This window comes from Stenotrophomonas sp. FW305-C-20-S1 (genome assembly GCF_058783335.1).
In genome coordinates this window covers 1-14722 of record NZ_JBYTEK010000008.1, presented here as the reverse complement: position 1 = coordinate 14722, position 14722 = coordinate 1, and the positions used below count along the sequence as shown (strand labels likewise).

The 14722-nt window shown below is 67.9% G+C and carries 12 protein-coding genes and 1 pseudogene; 3 read left to right on the top strand and 10 right to left on the bottom strand.

The features are described from left to right. Nucleotides 1-7 precede the first annotated feature (7 nt). Nucleotides 8-1453 (top strand): FAD-dependent oxidoreductase, encoded by a 1446-nt coding sequence (locus tag AC3WTC_RS06090; RefSeq protein ID WP_492711027.1) that lies wholly within the window; start codon nucleotides 8-10, stop codon nucleotides 1451-1453. On the opposite strand, the gene AC3WTC_RS06085 is transcribed toward AC3WTC_RS06090, so the two are convergent. Then, nucleotides 1439-3862: a response regulator gene (locus AC3WTC_RS06085; protein ID WP_492711025.1), complete on the bottom strand. Its 2424-nt coding sequence runs from the start codon at nucleotides 3860-3862 to the stop codon at nucleotides 1439-1441. The genes AC3WTC_RS06090 and AC3WTC_RS06085 overlap by 15 nt on opposite strands. A gap of 163 nt (nucleotides 3863-4025) precedes the next feature. Here AC3WTC_RS06085 and AC3WTC_RS06080 point away from each other — a divergent pair, with 163 nt between their 5' ends. Continuing rightward, nucleotides 4026-4895, top strand: a complete 870-nt coding sequence (locus AC3WTC_RS06080) for a methylglyoxal synthase (RefSeq protein ID WP_492711023.1) — start codon at nucleotides 4026-4028, stop codon at nucleotides 4893-4895. A gap of 442 nt (nucleotides 4896-5337) precedes the next feature. Here the strand turns inward: AC3WTC_RS06080 and AC3WTC_RS06075 are convergent, their stop codons facing one another. Genes AC3WTC_RS06075 through ttcA form a run of 3 tightly spaced genes read right to left on the bottom strand, consistent with a single transcriptional unit; the run spans nucleotide 5338 to nucleotide 8015 of the window. Continuing rightward, on the bottom strand, nucleotides 5338-6117 hold the full coding sequence (locus AC3WTC_RS06075; protein WP_059063103.1) for a M48 family metallopeptidase: 780 nt from the start codon (nucleotides 6115-6117) through the stop codon (nucleotides 5338-5340). A 59-nt stretch (nucleotides 6118-6176) separates the two neighbouring features. Continuing rightward, entirely contained in the window at nucleotides 6177-7082 is a 906-nt protein-coding gene (locus tag AC3WTC_RS06070; RefSeq protein ID WP_025875418.1) for a recombination-associated protein RdgC, read from the bottom strand. Nucleotides 7083-7118: 36 nt separating this feature from the next. After that, nucleotides 7119-8015 carry a tRNA 2-thiocytidine(32) synthetase TtcA gene (gene ttcA, locus AC3WTC_RS06065; RefSeq protein ID WP_218788266.1) on the bottom strand — a complete coding sequence of 299 codons (897 nt, stop codon included), beginning with the start codon at nucleotides 8013-8015 and terminating at the stop codon, nucleotides 7119-7121. 90 nt (nucleotides 8016-8105) lie between these two features. On the opposite strand from ttcA, the gene AC3WTC_RS06060 reads away from it, so the two are divergent. Continuing rightward, the gene (locus AC3WTC_RS06060) at nucleotides 8106-8309 is read left to right on the top strand and encodes a YdcH family protein (protein ID WP_032978412.1); all 204 of its coding nucleotides are present in this window, start codon (nucleotides 8106-8108) and stop codon (nucleotides 8307-8309) included. A gap of 139 nt (nucleotides 8310-8448) precedes the next feature. Here the strand turns inward: AC3WTC_RS06060 and AC3WTC_RS06055 are convergent, their stop codons facing one another. The 6 genes and pseudogenes from AC3WTC_RS06055 to AC3WTC_RS06030 all read right to left on the bottom strand — a co-directional run. Beyond that, nucleotides 8449-8799 carry a hypothetical protein gene (locus AC3WTC_RS06055; protein ID WP_492711019.1) on the bottom strand — a complete coding sequence of 117 codons (351 nt, stop codon included), beginning with the start codon at nucleotides 8797-8799 and terminating at the stop codon, nucleotides 8449-8451. Continuing rightward, nucleotides 8796-11432 (bottom strand): glycerol-3-phosphate 1-O-acyltransferase PlsB, encoded by a 2637-nt coding sequence (gene plsB, locus AC3WTC_RS06050; protein ID WP_025875424.1) that lies wholly within the window; start codon nucleotides 11430-11432, stop codon nucleotides 8796-8798. Before plsB ends, AC3WTC_RS06055 begins: the two co-directional genes overlap by 4 nt. Continuing rightward, a complete protein-coding gene (locus tag AC3WTC_RS06045; RefSeq protein WP_492711016.1) occupies nucleotides 11432-12385 on the bottom strand; it encodes a hypothetical protein in 954 nt (317 codons plus the stop codon). Before AC3WTC_RS06045 ends, plsB begins: the two co-directional genes overlap by 1 nt. Nucleotides 12386-12702: 317 nt before the next feature. Then, nucleotides 12703-13527, bottom strand: coding sequence for a S1 family peptidase (locus AC3WTC_RS06040; RefSeq protein WP_492711014.1), 825 nt, complete (start codon nucleotides 13525-13527; stop codon nucleotides 12703-12705). Nucleotides 13528-13746: 219 nt separating this feature from the next. Then, nucleotides 13747-14472: an orotidine-5'-phosphate decarboxylase gene (gene pyrF / locus AC3WTC_RS06035; RefSeq protein WP_492711012.1), complete on the bottom strand. Its 726-nt coding sequence runs from the start codon at nucleotides 14470-14472 to the stop codon at nucleotides 13747-13749. Next, a pseudogene (locus AC3WTC_RS06030) lies at nucleotides 14469-14722 on the bottom strand (5'-nucleotidase, lipoprotein e(P4) family); the annotation flags it as partial. The gene pyrF and the pseudogene AC3WTC_RS06030, both read right to left, overlap by 4 nt.

The following is a 14722-nucleotide window of genomic DNA, read 5'->3' as shown; positions in this document are numbered from 1 at the left end:
GTCCGCCATGAGCCGCAAGCACGCCTTCCAGTTCCTCGACCTGCCCCGGACCATGCCGCAGCGCATCCCGGTTGAACTGCGCACCTCCGGTGACTGGGGCGAGCTGTACGGAAAATTCGGCAAGGAGGATGCGCAGTACCAGGCCGGCCGTTGCCTGGACTGCGGCAACCCGTACTGCAGCTGGAAGTGCCCGGTGCACAACGCCATTCCGCAATGGCTGCAGCTGGTGCAGGAAAACCGCATCCACGAAGCAGCCACGCTGTGCCACAGCACCAACCCGTTGCCGGAAGTGTGCGGCCGGGTGTGCCCGCAGGATCGCCTGTGCGAAGGCAGCTGCACGCTGGAAGAGTTTGGTGCGGTCACCATCGGCGCGGTGGAGAAGTACATCGTCGATACCGCGCTGGCTACCGGCTGGCGGCCGGACATGACGGCGGTGCAGCCCACCGGCCACACGGTGGCGGTGATCGGTGCCGGCCCCGCAGGCCTGGCCTGTGCCGACCGCCTGGCGCATGCCGGCATCACCGCGGTGGTCTACGACCGTTACGAACAGATCGGTGGCCTGCTGCAGTTCGGCATCCCCAGTTTCAAGCTGGACAAGGACGTGATCCGTCGTCGTCGCGACGTGCTGGAAGGCATGGGCGTGCAGTTCCGCCTCGGCGTGGAGATCGGCCGCGACATCAGCCTGCAGCAGCTGCTGGACACGCATGATGCGGTGTTCGTCGGTACCGGCGCCTACCGCTACACCGATGGTGGCCTCGACGGCCAGGACCTGAAGGGCGTGCTGCCGGCATTGCCGTTCCTGGTGCAGAACAGCCGCATCGTCGGCGGTGATGACCCGCAGGGCCGCCCGATCGCCGGCTGGGAAGACCAGATCGCCCTGCCCGACCTCAATGGCAAGCGCGTGGTGGTCCTCGGCGGTGGCGACACCGGCATGGACTGCGTGCGCAGCGCGGTGCGACTGGGTGCGGCCAAGGTCACCTGCGCCTACCGCCGCGACGAAGCCAACATGCCGGGCAGCGCGCGCGAAGTGGCGAACGCGCGCGAGGAAGGCGTGCGCTTCCTGTTCAACCGCCAGCCGCTGTCGATCGAAGCCGGCGCCGATGACGAAGTGATCGGCGTCACCGTCATCGAGACGCGCCTGGGCGAACCCGATGCCAACGGCCGCCAGAACGCGGTACAGATCGAGGGCAGCGAGTCGCTGCTGGAAGCGGACGTGGTGATCATCGCGTTCGGTTTCTCGCCCAGCGTGCCGTCGTGGCTGGCCGAGCATGGCGTGGAGGGCCAGGCCAACGGCCGCATCCTCGCCGGAGGCAAGGGCAAGCTGCCCTTCCAGACCGCACATCCCCGTCTGTTCGCAGGGGGTGACGCAGTGCGCGGTGCCGACCTGGTGGTGACCGCCGTGGCCGAAGGTCGCGACGCCGCCGCCAGCATCGCCCGGCTACTGGCGCACTGACAGATCGAGCGGCATCAGCACTGCGGCCAGGGTGGCATGCAGTGCCTGGCGGTCGACCGGCTTGGCGATGAAATGATCGATGCCAGCGTCGAGGCAGGCCTGGCGGGTACTGTCGAGCACGCTGGCGGTCAACGCAATGATCGGCACCCTTGCCGCGTCGGCACGGGAATCGGCGCGGATCGCGCGGGCCAGGGCAAAGCCGTCCATGCCCGGCATGTGGCAGTCGGTGATGACCAGCGCGAACCGTTGCGTCTGCCACGCCTGCCAGGCCTGCTCGCCATTGGCTGCGGCATGCACCTGCAGGCCCATTTCCCGCAGCTGTCGCACCAGCAGCTGCAGGTTGGTGGGATGGTCTTCGGCAACCAGTACCCGTACGGGCGGCAATTCGTGCAGGCCAGCCGCATCATCACGATGCTCCACCGATGGCGCCTCGCAGGCCGGCAGGTACAGGTCCAGCCACACCGTGGTGCCCGCGCCCGGCGTACTGCACAGCTGCAGTTGCCCGCCCATCGATGCCGCCAGGTCCCGGCAGATCGCCAGGCCCAGGCCGCTGCCACCGAAGCGCCGGGTGGTGGAGGCGTCGGCCTGGGTAAATGCTGCAAATACCGCCCGTTGGCGCTCCCGGCTGATGCCCACACCGGTATCGGTCACCTGCAGGCGCAGCTGCTGGCCACGTTCGCGCTGCTGCAGCACCCGCACCTGCAGGTCCACCCCACCCTGCAGGGTGAATTTCAGCGCATTGCCCGCCAGGTTGAACAGGATCTGGCGCAGGCGCAGCGCATCGGCCAACGATCCACGCTGCAGCGCAGGATCCACCTCGCAGCGCAGATGCAGCCCTTTGCTTGCTGCCACCGGCACCAGCAGGCGCTGCACCGCACGCAGCAGCCCGGCCAGGTCGGTGGGCAGGCACTGCGGTGGTTGTGGGCCGGACTGCAGGCGTTGGCTGTGCAGCACGTCATCAAGGATCTGCCGCAGCATCTGCGCGGCATCATCGATGGTCGCCAGTACCTGGCGCTGGCGCGCATCCAGCGCGCCGCCGCCGAAGCGCTCCAGCATTCCCAGCAAGGTGCTCATCGGCGTGCGGATCTCGTGGCTCATGGTGGCCAGGAAATGGCTCTTGGCGGCAGCATCCTGCTCGGCATCACGCCGCGCATCGTTCAGTGCCTGCGTGCGCGCGCGCGCCTCGGTGACATCCATCCAGTATCCGCTCCATTCCACGCCGCTGTCGCTGCAGGCAATCGGGCGCCCGTGCGAACGTACCCAGCGCCAGCCGTTGGGGCCGCGCGTGCGGAAGGTGATGTCGATGGGCCCACGCACCAGCGCGGCGGCATCAACGCAGGCCAGCACCGAGCGGCGGTCCTGCGGATGGACTGCTGCCAGCAGGCTTCCATGGTCGACCCGCGCGGTATCTACGCTGATCCCGAACAGGGCATGCACATCGCCGGCAATGTGGGGAACGCTGTACTCGCCGGTGCTGCTGCGCCGCGCCTGGTACACCACCGCCGGCAGGTTGGCGGTGACCTCCTGCAGCTGCTGCTCCAGCGCCTGCCTGCGCAGGCCTTCGCGGTGCAGCCGCCAGTAGCCGAATGCGTGCACCAGGCCCATTGTCAGCAGCATCAGCAGCACTGCGATCAAGCCGCGCAGGGGCGACACCGGCGGCACGTGGCCGCGGCGAGGGGATGTAGAGACCCAATGGGCCCGCAATGCCTCGCGCTGCTCCTCCGTCATGCCTGCCTGCAGTTGGTTGAAGCGATCCACCAGGTGCGCACACGCCGGCAGCGCCGCCAATACCAGTGCGTCGCTGAAGCCGGCCGGCGCCGCCACGTCCAGCGCGCCGCCAGGCTGATCGCGCAGCGCCGCTTCCACTTCCACCAGGTTGCCCACCACTGCATCGATCTGGCCGCTGATCAGCAGCTGCAGCGCCTTGTCCAATGCCGCCACCTGCAGCAGCGGCACATGCGCGCCCGACTCCTCCAGCACCCTGGCAAGCGGCACGGTGTCGAGGCTGGCCACGCCGCGACCGTGCAGTCCGTCCAGGCCATGGATCGGCAGCGCGTCAGGGCGTCGCACGATCACCTGCGGCACCTGCAGGTAGGGCACGCTGGCCACCCAGCCTTTCGGCGTCTGCGCGCGCGGCCAGCCAAGCACGGCGTGGGTCCCGGCAGGCAGCGCGGCAGCGGCCAGCGTCGTCGCCACGACCGGTGTGGCGCGCAGCGTGGGCACCTGCTCCTGCAGCAGCGCCAGGTAGGCGGCCACCAGCCCCTGTGGCGTGTCGTCCTGACTGGACGACAACGGCGCACGGTCAGCGGGATAGGCAAGCAGGATGGGGCCTTCGCACTGTCCGGCCCAGGCCGGCGCCGACAACAGCGACAGGGCGGCGATGCGGGCCAAAGGGCCAGCGACATTCACGGTGGACATCCTCATGTCGCAGGCAGGGGCATGGCCGCATCGCGGTGCGGCCTCCTGCCACGCTAGCGACGCCCCTGCCAGCAACAATGAGGAAATTTGTAAAACCCTCCGAAACCGCCAAGAGCGACATACACTGCCGCTTCTACCGATCCCGGAGCTTTCGATGCGCATCGGCCTGGCCGCCAACCGTCTCCATCACCACGACGCGCGCGCGGCACTGTTCCGCTGGCTGCGCGCCAGCGAACCCGGGCTGCGCGAACTGGGCGTGACACTGTGTGCGGTCGGCCGCACCCACGACGCGATCCAGCGCAACGGCTTCCTTGCCGGTTACGACGGCCTGCAGCGCTATCCCTACGGTCGCGACGGCGGCTTGATGAAACTGGTGGCCGAAGTGGTGGGCATGGGCGCCGAGCGTACGCTGGACGGTGCGGTCTATCTGATGGATCCAGTCGACCCTTCCTCGGTATTCCCCGAGGCGACCGCGCTCAAGCGCCAGTGCGTGATCCACGGCAAGCCTTTCATTTCCACCCTGGCCACCGCCCGCGACTGGATCGAGGTGGAGCGCATCCATGCTGGCCTGGCTGCCGATACAGGCGCCAACGACCTGCATGCATTCGAAGGGCATACGCTGGCGTTGATCGCGCACGATGCGATGAAGCCGGCGATGCTGGCGTTCGCCGATGAACACTTCGACGTACTGGCGCGCTTCGGCGAACGCGTCGCCACCGGCACCACCGGCCAGCGCTTGAACGAGCTGGCCTGGAGCCGCGGCTGGCCAGCGGATGCAGCGTGGGTGACGCGCTACCAGAGCGGCCCGATGGGCGGCGATGCGCAGATTGCCGACCGCGTGCTGGAAGGCCGTTGCCAGCGCGCGATCTTCTTCGAGGATCCGCACGTGGCGCGCCAGCACGAAGCGGACATCCAGCTGCTGGAACGGGCGGTGACCACGGTGACCGATCAGGCGGTGTGCATCACTGCGCCGCGCGTGGCGGCGCGGTGGGCGGAGGCGGCGGCCCTGCGCGCGGGTCGATGAGGTTTGCGGCCAACGGCTGAGCCCCTCGTGGCGCAGGGGCACAATCAAAAGCCGCGCTTGGCCGGGCGGGTGGGCCATGCAGGGGACGCTGCAAGTCCCCCTCCGGGGCCCGGCCCAGCCGCTGGCGGCTGTGCGTTCGGTCGCTTGCGAAGCAGTGCTTCGCAAGCAAAGCGCCCTCACCCTTGTAAGCTCGATGGCGCCATCCATGGCGCCAACGCCCCTGCATGGCCCACCCGCCCGACCTCAGACAGTTTCCGTGCCACCACGGAAGAGAAAAGGAAGAGCAGGAGCAGAAGCGGGTCGCGCGCTGTGCGCGCTTCTGTAGAGCCGATTTTGCTCGACTGCGCCGCCGGCTCTATGGAGTGGAGCCCCTTCTGTTGAAGGGGCGCGCCGAAGGCGGGGGTAGAGGAGGAATGCGTGGGCAGGTGCTGTAGCGCAGGCGCTACAGCAGTTGCCGGAGCATCGCTTTCAGGCGTCGCCCTTCCAGCTGGAAATAGTCGCGCTGCTCGCGCCAGTCGGGGAAGCGTTGTTCCACTTCGTGCCAGAACGCGGGCGAGTGGTTGGCCTGGATCAGGTGGCAGAGTTCGTGCACCAGCACGTACTCGAAGGCGGCCGGGCGGCCCAGTACCAATGCCAGGTCCAGCGCCATGCTGCCGTCGGGGGCCAACGAGCCCCATTGCGAGGACATCACCTTCAACCGCAGGCGGCTGGGCGCGCGCGGCAGGCCGGGCAGGTACTTCGGCAACCAGCGGCCGACATCGGCGCGGGTCTGTGCTTCGTAGAATTCGCGCAGCAGGCGGCGCAGGGTCGCATCGCCGCCACGGCTCGGCCATTGCACACAGGCACCGTGCCCGTCGATTTCCAGCCGTGCGTAGCGGCCTTCCTGCCAGCGCAGCGGCAACAACTCGCCGCGCAGCGGCAGCACCCCTTCAACGCCGGGCTGCAACGCGGCGGGCAGACCATGCCCCTGGTAGTGGCGCAGCTGCAGCCCCAGCCATTCGCGATGCAGTTCGAGGAAGCGCTCGCCCATCACCAGGCTGGCACGCGGCGGCAACGTCAGTCGTGCGCCGCGCTCATCGACGCTGAGCTTGATCCGGCGCGCGCGCGGATCACGCACGCGCAGTATCTCGATCTCGACATCCTCCAGGCGCAGGCGAACGGTATCGCGCTGCACGGTGGCGGGTGGGACCGGCGAGATCAGGCGGCGCAGCAGACGGCTCATGGTCCCAGCATAGCGCCGTGCGAGGCCGCCGGATGACCGGCGGCCGACGGCCTGCCTGTTCAGTCAGCCTTGCTGAGCTTGAAGGCTTCTTCAAGCAGCAGGAACAGGCGACGGATCTCAGCGCTCTGCAGGGCGAAGCGGGCGTCGAACTCGGCACGGCGGCCGTCTTCGTCGGCATGTTCCAGCTGGTCCAGCGCGCCGTCCAGGAACTTCAGCTTGCGCACGATCAGGTCGTCGCCCAGCACGAAGGACAGGTTGTCCTCGAACACCAGGGCCAGCTTGGTGACCTGCTTGCCGGCATCCAGGTGCTTGTCGATCTCGTCGCAGCGCAGTTCCTGGTGCTGGCACTTGACCACCGCGCCGCCTTCCACCGGGTCCTTCATCTCGCACTCCTCGCCCAGGCTGAAGCCGGTGGGCAGGGGCTCGCCGGCGATCCAGCCGGTCAGGATCGAACGCGGCGCGACTTCGGCGTTCAGCGGCATCGCCGGGAAGCTGCCAAGCAGGCCGCGGATGTCGGACATGAAGTATTCGCCGGTCTTGCGGCTGGAGGTGTCCACCGCCACATAGCCGTGCAGCTGGTCGATGAAGGCATCGTTGCGCGAGGACTTCACGAAGGCGCGCGGCAGCAGTTCATGCAGCAGGTCGTCCTTCATGCGCTTGCGCTCGCGGCCACCGGGGCGGCGGCCTTCCTTCTCTTCGATCTCCTCCAGCTTGCGCTCGAGCAGGTCATTGACCACCGCGCCGGGCAGGATCTTGTCCTCGCCACCGACGGTCAGCCACAGGTGTTCGGCAATGCGGTGCGAGAGCACTTCCTTCTCTTCGCGGCCGAATGGCGAGATGAAACCACGCGAGTTCATTTCCAGTGCGCCCACCGGCTTGAGCAGGGCGTGCGGCAGCAGGGTGTCGACTTCGGAAAAATCAGTGGCAGTCGGGAAGCGGAAGAACGTCAGGTTGCGAAAGAACATGGAATTCCGGTGTCTGAAGAAGAAGGGCGCCCGACCTTAAACGGCAGGCGTCTCGGGAACTGCGTCGGCCGGCCAGGCATCGGCATGCGCCGCATCGCCACGGCGGCCCAGGGCCATGAAATCGAACAGGGCGGCATCGGCCAGCTGCGCAGGTCGCACGTCGGCCATTGCACGTGCGATCTGTTCAATGCGCCCCGGATGGTCCTGGTCCCACTGCTTGAGCATCAGGCCGACCTGCCGACGCTGCAGGTTTTCCTGGCTGCCACACAGGGTGCAGGGAATGATCGGGAAACGGCGCGCCTGCGCGTACTGCACGATGTCGTGCTCGCGCACGTACGCCAACGGGCGGATCACCACGTGCTGGCCATCGTCGCTGAGCAGCTTCGGTGGCATGGCGGCCAGCTTGGCGTGGTGGAACAGGTTCAGGAAGAACGTGGCCACCACATCATCGCAATGGTGGCCCAGTGCGATCTTGCTGAAGCCATGCGCCTTGGCGTGGTTGTACAGCGCGCCACGGCGCAGGCGCGAGCACAGCGAACACATCGTGCGGCCTTCCGGGATGACCCGGCTGACCACTGAATACGTGTCCTGCTCGATGATCTGGTACGGCACGCCCAGCCCGGCCAGGTACTCCGGCAGGACGTGCGCGGGGAAACCCGGCTGTTTCTGGTCCAGGTTCACCGCCACCAGTTCGAACGGCACCGGCGCCTTTTTCTGCAGCTGCAGCAGCAGGTCCAGCAGGGTGTAGCTGTCCTTGCCGCCGGACAGGCAGACCATGACCTTGTCGCCTGCTTCGATCATGCCGAAGTCGGCGATGGCCTGGCCGACCTGGCGGCGCAGGCGCTTGCCCAGCTTGTCCGCCCCGAGCCCGTCCACGCGCGGATCGCGCGGAACGCGCTGCGGGGGATCGGGCAGGGAGATCACGGCGGACATGGCGCCATTCTACCGGCTTGTGGCAGCCCGGACCCGGGGTCGGGATTCCCCTCTCCCGGCAGTCATCGTCGCTGTGTATGCTCGGAGACCGTGGACACCTACAACCCCGCCGAAATCGTCGAACACCTCGTCGCCCTCCGCGCCGAGCACCGGTCGCTGGATGAACAGATCGCGCGCATGGCCGCCAACGGCGAAGATGAGCTGGAGTTCAAGCGCCTGAAGCGGCGCAAGCTGCAGCTGAAGGACTGCATCACCAAGCTGGAAAGCCTGCAGATTCCGGACGAACCGGCGTAACCGGTGGCCCATCCACGCATGGCGTGGATCTACTGGCCTACGCCGCCCCCGAACGCCGATGGCACAGCGGCAGCCTATGGATCCACGCCATGCCGGGATGTCCCGGTAGATCCACGCCATGCGTGGATGGGGGCCTGCATCAACGCGGCAGGGCCAGCTCCGCACTCCAGGCCGCCTCACCGTCCACGGTCAGGTCGCAGCGGCGCACGTTGTCGGCACCGGAACAGCGCAGACCCAGCGGGTGCCCGTACCAGGCACCGGCAAGACCCTGGCGAGCGGCGGATTCATCACCGCTGATGCGCACCTCGCCGGCCAACCACAAGCGGTAGCGCACCGGTTGCCCGGCCTCGATACACAGGCGCACCGGCGCATCGGCCAGGCGCCCGGGCAGGTTGTCGTCCACGCAGGCTTCTGCAGCCTGCACCGAAGTAGCCGCAAGGCCTCCGGCCGCGATCAACGCGGCCAGGCCCGACAGTCGCCGCAGGTTCAATCCTGCGGTGCCGGTTCATCCGGGCGCGCCGCTTCCGGGCTGACCCGTTCGATGGTGTGGCGCAGTTCGCGGCCGAGGATGAACTTGGCATCCTTGGCCCAGGCGTCCAGGCGCTCGTCGAACAGCAGCTTGCTGTTCTCGTCCGGCCACACCAGGCGCAGCTCGCGCAGCTTCTGGATGAAGCCGCGGAACAGCGACTTGTCGAAGAACTCCGGCGCGGCCGGTGCATAGAGCAGGCTCAGGCGCTGTGCGGCCTGCTGGCACAGGCTTTCCAGCTCGGCGGCGCCGAGCGTGCCCGGGCCGTTCTTCACCAGCACCGAAATGGCGATGTAGTAGCGCTCGAATGCCTGCTGCAGCGAGTGGCCGATCGCGCGCAGGCGGAACACTTCGTCGGTCTGCCCGGTGTTGCGGGCAAGGATGCCGCCGTCGTCTTCGTTGACGTTCTGCAGCAGGCCCTCACGCACGAACACGTCGATGGTCTGGTCGATGCGCTGGGCGAACTCGTCCTCGGTCCACGGCAGGAACAGTTCGGCCTGCAGGAACGGGTACACCGTGCGGCCCAGCTGCACCAGGCCGGTGCGGCTCATGCGGCGGTTGTTCTGGAAGCAGCAGGCCACCCACGACGATGCGGTGAACAGGTGCACCACGTTGTTGCGGAAGTAGCTCAGCAGCACCGCGGTATCGCCGCTGACGCTGAGCACGTCGCCCAGCGGGTGCTTGATGCGGGTGAGGACGTTGATCTCTTCGGCGTGGGCGATGATCCGCTCCGGCGAATGCGGAGTCACCGTCACCCGGCCCGAATACGGCATCTCCACCAGCAGGGTCTTGCACAGCTCGATCTGCGCGATCAGGTCGGCCTCGCCCATCGCATGCTTGGGCGTGGACAGCAGGGCCAGCGCCAGCAGGTTGATCGGATTGACGTCGGCCGCGCCGTTGATGCGCACCTGGATGCGCTCGGCCAGGGTGTCGACGGTGGTCGACAACCACGAGGGCTTCTCGTCCTCGGACACCGCCTCGCCACCCCACTCCGGAGCCTTCTCGGCCAGCACATCGTTCAGCGCGATGGGTTCGCCGAAGTTCACCACCACCTGGCCGTAGTTCTGCTTGAGCACCTTGGGGATGCCCCACAGCAGCTGCCAGATCGATTCCTTCTCCTTGGGCCGCCCGGACAGTTCATCCAGGTAGCTGCCGCCCTCCATCAGCTTCTCGTAGCCGATGTAGATGGGCTGGAACAGCACCGGCTTGCGCGGCTGGCGCAGGAACGCGCGCAGGGTCATCGAGATCATGCCGCCCTTGGGCTGCAGCAACCGGCCGGTACGCGAGCGCCCGCCCTCGACGAAGTACTCGATGGAATAGCCGCCGGCGACCAGCTGCGCCACGTACTCGCTCAGCACCGCCGAATACAGCGCGTTGCCGCGGATCGAGCGACGGATGAAGAACGCACCGCCCTTGCGCAGCAGGGTGCCCACCACCGGCAGGTTCAGGTTGATGCCGGCCACGATGTGCGGCGGCACGATGCCGCGGTCGTACAGCAGGTAGGACAGCAGCAGGTAGTCCATGTGGCTGCGGTGGCTGGGCACGTAGACCACTTCGTGGCCCGGCGCTGCGGCCTTGAACTTGTCCAGGTGGTGCACCAGCACGCCGGCGTAGATGCGGTTCCACACATGGCTGAGCATGAAGCTGGCCGAGCGCACCACCGGGCTGGAATAGTCCGCGGCGATTTCCCAGGCGTAGGCGTGCGCCTTCTTCCAGGCATCGCTGGTTTTGCTGTTGTCGCGCTTGGCCTGCGAGGCGATCGCCTCGCGCACCGTCTCGGCGGCCAGCACCTGGTCCACCAGCAGGCGCCGGGTCGACAGGTCAGGACCGATCACCGACTCGCGGATGCGGCGGAAATGGGTACGCAGCACGCGCTGCAGCTTGCGCACCGTACGCTCGGGCTCCAGGCCCTCGTCGACCGTGCTGCGCAGCGAGATCGGCGGTGCGAAGCGGACGATGGTGTTGCGGCCGTTCAGCAGCAGGCCGAGCAGGCGGCGGAAGCGGCCGACCAGCGCCCAGTTTTCCGAGAACAGCACGGCGAACCAGCCGCTCTGCTTGTCCGGGGCGCGGCCGACGAAGATCGACACCGGCACCAGGTGCACATCCAGGTCGTCGCGCACGCGATGGGCCTGCAGGACCTTGGCCAGCGAATCGGAATGGGTCTTGGCGCCGCGCTGCTCGGGAATCAGCGAGTTGCTCGAGCTGCGCCGCGACAGGGCCAGGTAGGCGCGCTTGCGGCCGGTAGGGTCACCGGCCAGCGGTACCAGCGGCGAGGGCAGGCCAGCCTGGCGGCAGGCCTTGTCCAGGATCAGCGCGTTGGACAGGCCGTAGTCTTCCAGCACGTACATGACCGGGCGGCCATCGTTGTACTGGCCCGGGTCTTCCGGCTCGATCTTCAGCGACAGCCAGGGTTCCACCAGGCGCCCGAGCAGGCGCGCCCACAGCGGGCGGCGGCCGGCAGGACGCGCGTGCACAGGCGTCGCCGCCGGCGGCGTGCCGGCGTCGGTCGAGGGGGACGCCGGCGCCGTGTCGGCGGGCGTCGGCTGGGATTCTTCGCCGGGGAACGGCAGCGGGTTCTGTTTCGACATCGACGTCATTATGGCTTAGCCGATGGCGTTGCCGCTTCCCCATCGGTTGTCGGGGCGGGCACAGGGTCCGGAGCGGCAGCAGCGCGCGCCGCATCGGCCTGCCGCAACAGGGCATCGGTATCGGCCAGGGTGCGGGTCAGGTACCAGTGGCCCTCGCGCCGGCTCAGCGGCACCTGCACGGTCATCGCGCGGCCGGCGAGCTCGTACTGCAGGCGCACCAGGGCATTGTCGCCCTCCACCGACAGCAGCTCACCGCGCACGCTGCGCAGCGCCTCGTCCACTCCCAGGCCATAGCTGGCCAGCACCGCCTTCAGCGTGTGGATGAACGGCGCCAGCTGCTGCAGGCTGCCTTCCATGCCTGCGGCCTGCAGACCGGCATCGTCCTGGAAACCCACCTGGGCGGCGGTGCCGACGAGGGCGGCGATGCTGCTGCGGGCTCTGGCGCGGTCGCTGATCGGGGCATCCTGCGCCCAGGCGGCCAGGGTCTGCACCAGCTGGATGTAGTGCGCCTGCTGGCCGGGCGTATAGCCCTTCTGGTGCCGCAGGTACTGCACACCGAAGTTGCCCATCGACTGCGCGGCCTGGCGCACGGCGCGGGCCTGGCCGGCCAGCTGGCGATCGAAACTGCGCTGCAGCTGCACGCTGGCACCGGGCTCACGCAGCGCCGCCAGCATCGGCAGCAGCTGGTCGCCCAGCGGCAGTCCGGTCAGCGGCCACTGGCTGTGGCCGTCGGCCCAGGCCTGCTGCAGCCGCTGGTACTGGCTGGGGGGCACCGACAGCTTTGCATAGCCGACCAGGTCGTCCTCGGCCAGCCGTTGCGCCATCGCCTGTACCGCAGCGACAGGTTCGGCCGGCGCGGCGGCCGGATCACTGCCGGATTCACGGCACGCGGCGATGGCCAGCAGCAGCATGGCCGCCAGCCCCCATCCCCGCGCAGACCTTCCTCGCATTACCACGCTCATGCAATCGGACTCCCCGGACCGGTGCGCATCTTGCGGCCTGCGACGTGACAGCGGCAAGCCGGGGCGTCACGGTTTCTGCCATGGCGCGCACTGCGCGGTGGATCCACGCCCCGTGCCGATGGGCCCTTGCCGCACCCGGCGGATAAAAAAAAGAGCCCGGACCACAGGGATCGCAGGCTCTTCAAACCGGCGCAAGGCCGGTGGACAGTGTTGTGGCGCATGTCCGGCCCGAAGACCGGATGGCGGCGATCCTACGCTGCCCGTAAAGTTAACGCAACACATGATGAAATGTCATTCAACCCATTGATTTTACTGGATCAATCGCGTTGCCAGACTGCTTCAATGAAATCTACGGCATGTTTTTCGGCGATTCGGGCATAAACGCCGGGGTAGCCGGCCAACGCGCAGCCTTCCCCCCAGCTGACAACACCGAACTGGGTCCAGCCCTCGCGCAGGCGCAGCAGCAGCGGACCACCGGAGTCACCCTGGCAGCTGTCGATCCCTTCGCGGCCGGCGCAGATGACCTTGCCGCGTGCGAGCTCGCCTCCGTAGGCCTGCTGGCATTCGGCGAAGGGCACGAACGGGGTCTGCACCGTCTGCAGCTGGGTGGGATAGAGCCGTTCTTCACTGATGTCGGTGTCGCCCCAGCCGATCACCGTGAACTCCCGGCCTGGCTTGAGATAGCTGGCATCGGGCCGCAACCGCAGCGCGACCGGCTGCGCATCGGCCAACGGTGCGCTGAGCTGGATCAGGGCAACATCATGTTCCAGCGTGTTGCCGCTGTTGAACGCCGGGTGCATGTGGATGGCCTTGACGTTGGATGCATGCGCGGACGGTTCGGTGGACAGCCTGGTGACATTGCCGAGTACCGCGATCGAGGCTGGCGAATTGCCCTGCACGCAGTGCGCGGCGGTCAGCACCCAGGACGGTGAGATGAGCGTGCCGCCGCAGAAGTGCCGGGTGTGGTCGGTGTCGCCGTAGGAGATGCCCTGCAGGCTGACCATGAACGGGTAGTCGCCCGGCTTGGCATCCTCGCCGCCGATGATGCGCGGTGCTTCGCGGGGTTGGGGTGCAGCCGTGGCGGGAAAGACGATGGCCGCCGCCAACAGGCCGCCGAACAACAAAGAGGTGCTGCGATACATATCCGTGTATTCCTCTGTCGATGGTTGGTACCGGCACGGCCGCGGTCCGTGCTGGTGCATCGATTGATAGAGGGCGCTCCACGCTTACAGCGCGATGCGGCGCACAGTTTTCCCGGCTGGGGTCGGGTGCGTCAGGGCAACAGGCACAAATGCGAACGCCATCCCGCATTCGACGGGATGGCGTTCGTGGTGCCGGCGTGACCGCCGTGGGGGCGGGGCTCAGCGCGCGGCCAAAGCCGTCGCGATTTCCTGCTGGATCGCCCGTGCTGCAGCCTGCGGATCGGACGCATGGCGGATCGGACGACCGACCACGATGGCATCGGCACCATCGGCAAACGCCTGCGCCACACCCACCGTGCGCTTCTGGTCATCGCCGACCGGGCCACCGGGGCGGATGCCCGGGCAGACGATCGAGAAACCGGCGCCGGTCGCGGCGCGGATCGGGCCGGCTTCCTGGCCGGAGGCGATCACGCCGTCGATGCCAGCGGCCTGTGCGGCCAGCGCGCGTTCGACCACGACCTCCACCGGCTCGCGGTCGATGCCCATCTGCGCCAGGTCCGGGCGGCCCATCGAGGTCAGCACCGTCACCGCCAGCAGGCGCATGTCGCCGCTGTTGGCGGCCGCGCAGGCCTCCATCATCGCCGGGTGCCAGCCGTGGATGGTGGCGTAGCTGACCGGCCACTGCGCCAGGCGCTTGATCACCGCCGCAGCGGTGGCCGGGATGTCGAAGAACTTCAGGTCGACGAACACGCGCTTGTCGCGGCGGGCCAGTTCGTCCAGCACCTGGAAGTACTCACCGGAGGCTAGCAGTTCCATGCCGATCTTGTAGAACGCCGCGCTGTCGCCAAGGCGGTCGACCCACGCCAGCGCCTGCACACGGTCAGGCACGTCCAGCGCGAAGATCAGGCGTTCGTCGTCACGCAGCGGCAGCGGGGCGCGGCTCACGGCGCGTAGTCCAGCGCGGCACGCTTGGCGTCATGACGGGCCTGCCGCGACTGCGCGTAATCGTTGTTGAACTGCGCCGGCTCGAAGCCGCCGTAGGTCGGATTCGGCAGCATCCACCAGCGCTCGCCGAACCAGTCGTGATACTGCTGCAGCAGCGCGTCGCGGCCATCGTTGGTGTTGGCGGTCACTTCCACGAAGTCACCCAGCTGGTCGCCGAACTGCATCAGCACGCGGTACTTCTGCCCGGCCA